This is a genomic window from Streptomyces sp. NPDC047000 (assembly GCF_040644295.1).
In the GTDB taxonomy this organism is placed as follows: Bacteria; Actinomycetota; Actinomycetes; order Streptomycetales; family Streptomycetaceae; genus Streptomyces.
On record NZ_JBEYWE010000037.1, the window covers coordinates 62,722 to 69,052 of the forward strand.

The following is a 6,331-nucleotide window of genomic DNA, read 5'->3' on the forward strand; positions in this document are numbered from 1 at the left end:
GGCCGCGAGGCCCGCGGGCACCAGCGCCGATCCCCGTGATCTCGTACATCCTCCGCCGGACGTTCGCGGCAGTGATCCTGCTGCTGGTCGTCTCCGCGGTCACTTTTGCCATCTTCTTCCTCCTGCCGCGACTCGCCGGCCAGACAGCGGACCAGTTGGCGCAGCAGTACATCGGCAAGAGCCCGTCGAAGGCGGACGTCGTAGCGGTCAAGCACAACCTCGGTCTGGACCAGCCCGTCTATGTCCAGTACTGGCACTTCATCAAGGGGATCGTGTCCGGCGCCACCTACAGCGTCGGCCCCACCAAGGTCAGCTGCGACGCGCCGTGCTTCGGTTACTCCTTCAAGACCCACCAGGCGGTCTGGCCGCAGCTCACCTCGCGCCTGCCGATCACGCTGTCGCTGGCCGCGGGCGCGGCCGTGCTGTGGCTGGTCTCCGGTGTGGTCGTCGGTGTCATCTCCGCGCTGAAGCCGCGCTCGATCTTCGACCGCACCTTCATGGGTGTCGCGCTCGCCGGTGTCTCGCTGCCCATGTTCTTCACCGGCAACCTGGCGCTGCTGCTCTTCACCTACCAGTGGCCGATCTTCGGCCGCACCTACGTCCCGTTCACCGAGAACCCCGCGCAGTGGGCCAACACCCTCTTCCCCGCGTGGTGCTCGCTCGCCCTCCTCTACTCCGCCATCTACGCGCGGCTCACCCGCTCGGGCATGCTGGAGACGATGAACGAGGACTTCATCCGCACGGCCCGCGCCAAGGGCCTGCGGGAGCGCAAGGTGGTGGTCCGGCACGGACTGCGCGCCGCGCTCACCCCGATCATCACGGTCTTCGGCATGGACCTCGGTCTGCTGCTCGGCGGTGCCGTGATCACCGAGACGGTGTTCTCGCTGCACGGCATCGGTGAGTACGCGGTGCAGGGCATCACCGACAACGACCTTCCCAAGATCCTCGGCGTGACCCTGCTTGCCGCCTCGTTCGTCGTGATCGCAAACCTCGTGGTGGACGTGCTCTACGCCGCCGCCGACCCGCGGGTGAGGCTCTCGTGACCGAACTCTCCAAGACCGGCGCCGCTGTCGGCGAGCCCACCGGCGCGCCCTCCCCGGCCCCGACCGCCTTCCTCGAGGTCCGCGACCTCAAGGTCCACTTCCCGACCGACGACGGCCTCGTCAAGTCCGTCGACGGGCTCAGCTTCCAGCTGGAGAAGGGCAAGACCCTCAGCATCGTCGGCGAGTCGGGCTCCGGGAAGTCCGTCAGCTCGCTCGCCATCATGGGCCTGCACCGGCTCGGCGCCCGCGGCAAGAACGTCCGGATGTCCGGCGAGATCTGGCTGAACGGTCAGGAACTCGTGGGCGCCGCGCCGGACGAGGTGCGCAAGCTCCGCGGCCGCGAGATGGCGATGATCTTCCAGGACCCGCTGTCCGCGATGCACCCGTACTACAAGGTCGGCGACCAGATCGTCGAGGCGTACCGGGTCCACCACAACGTCAGCAAGAAGGTCGCCCGCAAGCGCGCCATCGAGATGCTCGACCGCGTCGGCATCCCCGAGCCGGCCAAGCGTGTCGACGGCTACCCGCACGAGTTCTCCGGCGGTATGCGCCAGCGCGCCATGATCGCCATGGCCCTGGTCAACAACCCCGAACTGCTCATCGCGGACGAGCCGACCACCGCGCTCGACGTGACCGTCCAGGCGCAGATCCTCGACCTGATCCGCGACCTGCAGAAGGAGTTCGGCTCCGCGGTCGTCCTCATCACGCACGACCTCGGCGTGGTCGCCGAGATCGCCGACGACGTCCTCGTGATGTACGGCGGCCGGTGCGTGGAGCGCGGCCCGGTCGCCGACATCTTCGAGCGGCCGCAGCACCCGTACACCTGGGGTCTGCTCGGCTCGATGCCCCGTATCGACCGCGAGACCTCCGACCGGCTCATCCCGGTCAAGGGCCAGCCGCCGAGCCTCATCAACGTCCCGTCCGGCTGCGCCTTCCACCCGCGCTGCCCCTACGCGGACATCCCCAAGGAGAACGTCACCCGCACGGTGCGCCCCGAGCTCCAGCAGGTGAACACCGGCCACTGGTCGGCCTGCCACCTCTCGGCGGAGGACCGCACGCGGATCTGGACCGAAGAGATTGCGCCGAAGCTGTGAGTGAGATCAAGAAGACGGACGGCACGGAAGGCACCGAGGGTGCCGCCGGGACCGTGATCCCGCAGCAGGCGTCGGCCCCCGAGGGACGCAAGGGCCCCGGGGACGCCGAGGTGCTGCTCAGGGTCGAGGGCCTGCAGAAGCACTTCCCCATCAAGAAGGGGATCCTGCAACGGCAGGTCGGCGCGGTGAAGGCCGTCGACGGCATCGACTTCGAGGTGCGCAAGGGCGAGACCCTCGGCGTCGTCGGCGAGTCGGGCTGCGGCAAGTCGACCATGGGCCGGGTCATCACCCGCCTCCAGGACCCGACGGGCGGCTCGATCCACTTCGAGGGCCAGGACATCACACGGCTGCGGGCCGGGAAGATGCGGCCGCTGCGCCGCGACATCCAGATGATCTTCCAGGACCCGTACGGCTCCCTGAACCCGCGTCACACCATCGGCTCGATCGTCTCGGCGCCCTTCCGGCTCCAGGGCGTGGAGCCCGAGGGCGGCGTGAAGAAGGAGGTCCAGCGTCTCCTGGAGCTGGTGGGCCTCAGCCCCGAGCACTACAACCGCTACCCGCACGAGTTCTCCGGCGGCCAGCGTCAGCGCATCGGCATCGCCCGCGCGCTGGCCCTCAAGCCGAAGCTGGTCGTGGCCGACGAGCCGGTCTCCGCGCTCGACGTGTCGATCCAGGCGCAGGTCGTCAACCTCATGGACGACCTCCAGCAGGAGCTCGGCCTGACGTACGTGATCATCGCGCACGACCTCTCCGTGGTCCGGCACGTCTCGGACCGCATCGCGGTGATGTACCTCGGCAAGATCGTCGAGCTGGCCGACCGCACCTCGCTGTACACGGCGCCGATGCACCCGTACACCAAGGCCCTCATGTCGGCCGTGCCGGTGCCGGACCCCAAGCGCCAGGGCGCCAAGAGCGAGCGCATCCTGCTGCGCGGCGACGTGCCCTCGCCGATCGCCCCGCCCAGCGGCTGCCGCTTCCACACCCGGTGCTGGAAGGCCACGGAGATCTGCCGCACCACCGAGCCGCAGCTGATCGAGCTGAAGCCCGGTCAGCGGGTCGCCTGCCACCACCCGGAGAACTTCGCGGACCAGGCGCCCCGGGACACCGTCCTGCTGACGGAGGCCAAGGCGGCGGCGGAGCTGGTGCACGACGAGCCGGCCGGCGCGCAGACCCCGGCGACCCCGGTGACCCCCGCCGCCGGATCCGCGGCTGCGGCGCCCGTCGCCGAGAGCGCCGAGAAGCCGGAGCCGACCGGGAAGTAGGCCGCAGCCGGTCAGACCGCAGCAGGTCAGACCGCAGCAGGTCAGGGGGTCCCTGCGGGACCTCCCGGTACGTACGAGGGCCGCCGCCCGTCCGCGGCGGCCCTTTGCGTCGCCCCGCGCCGCGTGGGCGAAAATGTCGGCGTGCTCCAGCAACAGGAACAGCTCTTCGGCCCCGGCGTCCAGCACACCATCGACGTGATCGGCATCTTCGTGTTCGCCATCTCCGGTGCGCTGCTGGCCGTGCGCAAGAACTTCGACGTCTTCGGCATCGCCGTGCTCGCCGAGGTCACCGCGCTGGGCGGCGGGCTGTTCCGCGATCTGATGATCGGCGCGGTGCCCCCGGCGGCCTTCACGGACTTCGCCTACTTCGTCACCCCGCTGTTCGCGGCGCTGCTGGTCTTCTTCCTCCACCCGCAGGTGGAACGCATCCAGGCCGGGGTCAACGTCTTCGACGCGGCGGGCCTCGGCCTGTTCTGCGTCGCCGGTACGACCAAGGCGTACGACTACGGTCTCAACCTCACCTCCTCGGCCGCGCTCGGCCTCGCCACCGCCGTCGGCGGCGGCGTGCTCCGCGACGTCCTCGCCAACGAGGTGCCCTCGCTGCTGCGCTGGGACCGCGATCTGTACGCGGTCCCAGCGATCGTCGGCGCCACCCTGGTGGTGCTCTGCATCCACTACGGTCTGCTGACCCCGTTCACCAGCGGGTTCGCGGCGGTCACCGCCTTCGTGCTGCGCCTGCTCGCGATGCGGTTCCACTGGCGAGCGCCGCGCGCCTGGCACCGCCGGTCGACGGTGACCGAGGAGTGACGGCGTTCCCGGCGGTTCCGGTGCCCGCCGTGCCGGTGCCCGCGTCCCCGGCGGTCCCCACGGTCCCGGCGGTGCCGCCCCGGGCGCGGGCCAGGCCCAGCTGCTCGGTCAGCCAGTGGAACGACGGCACCACCTGGGGCCGCCACAGCGCCATGGTGTGGCCGCCCGCGCTCGTCGGGATGAACACGACATGCACCGTCGTCGGCGCCTTCGCGCTCTGCTCCAGCGCCACGCCCGCCTCGTAGCCGTCGTGCGGCTGGCCGGAGATGTAGAGCGCGACGCGGGGCGGGGTGTGCGCCTTGCGCAGCAGCTCGTAGGGGTTGTTCGCGGCACGCAGGGCGGGTGTCTGCGCGGCCAGTGAGGCGCGCTCGCCGATGGGGTCGTTGTAGCCGGACAGGCCGATCGCGGCGCGGTAGCGGTCGGGGTGTGCGACGGCGAGTTTCACCGCGCAGTGCGCGCCGGCCGAGTAACCGGCCGTCGCCCAGCCCGTGGGGGCGGGCTGGACGCGGAAGTTGTCCGTGATCATCCGCGGCACGTCGACGCTGAGCCAGCTGTCCGCGTTCACCGTGCCGGGCACATTGGCGCAGCCGGTGTCCACGCCGGCCAGCAGATTGGTGCGCGGCGACACCAGGATGAACGGTGCGATCTCCCCGCTGCGCATCAGCGGCAGCAGCTGTTCATGGGCCTTCAGCGCGCCGAACCACGCCTTGGCCGAGCCCGGGTAGCCCGACAGCAGCTCCACGACCGGGAACTTGTGGTGCCGGTAGGCCGGCTCCCCGTACTGCGGCGGCAGCCAGACGTAGACCTCCGCGTTGACGCCGGACACCCGGCCCTTGAGCTGGGTGACGCGTACCCCGCCCGCCGCGTGCATCCCGGGCCCGTCGGCCCGCGTGAACGTCTGGCGCACCCGGGGGAGCCGCTTCAGAGCTATTCCGCCGGTGCCGTCCGCGCCGAGGTTGGCGGCCTGCTGGACATGGTTCCCGGTACCGAGCAGGTCGGCCCAGTTGTCGTAGAGGTTGTTCTGGTTGTTGACCAGGACGAAGACCAGCGCGACGGCGGTGCTCTGGGCGAACAGCAGCATCAGCATCCGGGCCGCCGTGCGCACCGCCCGGGGTCCCCGCAGACGTGACCACAGGGCGAGCGGCAGCACGAGGGCGACCACGGACAGCGTGATCAGCGCGTAGAGGAACGGCGTACCGGTGAGGCTCATGTCCTCATAGAGGGGCCTGTACGGCCGCTGGTTACGGACACGTCCGGGTACTTACCGAGAAATTGCCGGAACCTCACCCGGTAGGCCGATTAGCTTGTCATATACATAAGCTACCGCTTAGAAGCCATCTCATTTGGCTGGGTAGGCTGGCGGTCGTGGTCTCGATCATTGAGCGGTTGGTGCCGGATGAGTTGTGGGAGCTGTTCCAGCGGGTGGTCCCGGAGGCTCCGTCGCGGCCCCAGGGCGGCGGCCGCCGTCGGCACGGGGACCGGGAGGTGCTGGCCGCGATCGTGTTCGTGGCCACCTCAGGCTGCACGTGGCAGCAGTTGCCGTCCGCGTCGTTCGGGCCCTCCGGGGCAACCGCCCACCGGCGCTTCACCGAGTGGACGAAGGCCCGGGTGTGGGCCGGGCTGCACCGCCTGGTCCTCGACGAGCTCGGCTCCCGGGGCGAGCTGGACTGGTCCCGCTGCGCGATCGACTCGGTGAACATGCGGGCCCTGAAAAGGGGGACCTGACAGGTCCGAATCCTGTCGACCGGGGCAAGTACGGCTCGAAGATCCACTTGATCACCGAGCGGACCGGTCTGCCCCTGTCCGTCGGGATTTCGGGGGCGAACCTCCACGACAGCCAGGCGCTGATCCCGCTGGTGAAGGGCATACCGCCGATCCGCTCCCGCCGTGGTCCCCGGCGGCGCAGGCCCGGCAAGCTGCACGCCGACAAGGGCTACGACTACCGTCACCTGCGGCAATGGCTGTCCCGGCGCGGCATCCGGCACCGCATCGCCCGCAAGGGCATCGAGTCCTCCACCCGCCTGGGCCGCCACCGCTGGACCATCGAACGCACCATGTGCGCCACGAGGCGCTCTGTTTGTATCCCCGGCTGAGCCGGGAGGAACTCGGAAGGAGGTTCCTGGGC

At 70.0% G+C, this 6,331-nt stretch carries 5 protein-coding genes and 1 pseudogene; 5 read left to right on the forward strand and 1 reads right to left on the reverse strand.

What is annotated here, in order from left to right:
* The first annotated feature begins 35 nt into the window (after nt 1-35).
* The 4 genes from ABZ862_RS35010 (at nt 36) to ABZ862_RS35025 (ending at nt 4,206) form a co-directional block, all read left to right on the forward strand.
* Entirely contained in the window at nt 36-1,043 is a 1,008-nt protein-coding gene (locus ABZ862_RS35010; protein ID WP_360967451.1) for an ABC transporter permease, read from the forward strand.
* Nucleotides 1,040-2,137, forward strand: a complete 1,098-nt coding sequence (locus tag ABZ862_RS35015; RefSeq protein WP_360967454.1) for an ABC transporter ATP-binding protein — start codon at nt 1,040-1,042, stop codon at nt 2,135-2,137. Before ABZ862_RS35010 ends, ABZ862_RS35015 begins: the two co-directional genes overlap by 4 nt.
* Before the next feature lie 53 nt (nt 2,138-2,190).
* Complete coding sequence (locus ABZ862_RS35020) at nt 2,191-3,399, forward strand: dipeptide ABC transporter ATP-binding protein (RefSeq protein ID WP_360967479.1); 1,209 nt, start codon at nt 2,191-2,193, stop codon at nt 3,397-3,399.
* Nucleotides 3,400-3,540: 141 nt separating this feature from the next.
* Entirely contained in the window at nt 3,541-4,206 is a 666-nt protein-coding gene (locus tag ABZ862_RS35025) for a trimeric intracellular cation channel family protein (protein ID WP_360967457.1), read from the forward strand.
* On the opposite strand, the gene ABZ862_RS35030 is transcribed toward ABZ862_RS35025, so the two are convergent.
* Nucleotides 4,115-5,416, reverse strand: a complete 1,302-nt coding sequence (locus ABZ862_RS35030; RefSeq protein ID WP_360967459.1) for an alpha/beta hydrolase-fold protein — start codon at nt 5,414-5,416, stop codon at nt 4,115-4,117. The two genes, ABZ862_RS35025 and ABZ862_RS35030, sit on opposite strands and share 92 nt — an antisense overlap.
* 146 nt (nt 5,417-5,562) lie before the next feature.
* Here ABZ862_RS35030 and ABZ862_RS35035 point away from each other — a divergent pair.
* Nucleotides 5,563-6,263, forward strand: a pseudogene (locus ABZ862_RS35035) (IS5 family transposase); the annotation flags it as partial.
* Between the last annotated feature and the right edge of the window lie 68 nt (nt 6,264-6,331).

What these genes read in the sequence shown, in the direction of transcription:
- ABZ862_RS35030 (WP_360967459.1), bottom strand. Translation starts at nt 5,416, where the DNA reads ATGAGCCTCACCGGTACGCCGTTCCTCTACGCGCTGATCACGCTGTCC.